Origin of the sequence: Stenotrophomonas sp. SrG (assembly GCF_050031795.1) — a bacterium.
Lineage (GTDB): Bacteria > Pseudomonadota > Gammaproteobacteria > Xanthomonadales > Xanthomonadaceae > Stenotrophomonas > Stenotrophomonas rhizophila_A.
Window position 1 is genome coordinate 1 of record NZ_JBNBBE010000151.1, and the last position, 288, is coordinate 288.

At 64.2% G+C, this 288-nt stretch carries 1 protein-coding gene; it reads right to left on the reverse strand.

The window, feature by feature from the left end:
• Positions 1-288: CocE/NonD family hydrolase C-terminal non-catalytic domain-containing protein (locus ACQG3P_RS19325; protein ID WP_426805942.1), on the reverse strand; the 288-nt coding region annotated here is incomplete at both ends.

Here is a 288-nt window from a genome sequence, read left to right on the forward strand (position 1 = left end):
CGCCAAGGGCTACACCGATTACCCGAGCGTGTCCGGGTAATCGCCCTCGGCATCCGTACACCGGCAACGAACTGAACGTCGCGTTGCCCGGTGCATGCCACACCTGCTGGGTCGCCTTCTGGTAATCGCCGGGCTTGGCCAGGTAGATGTTGGGCCCGAAGGTCTGCGGATTGCGGTCGTCCAGCGGGAACAGGCTGGACTGCACCTGCACCATCACCCGGTGGCCCGGCTGGAACTCGTGGTTGGCGGTGGGCAGGCCGAATTTGTAATCGAGCACCTGGTTGGAGG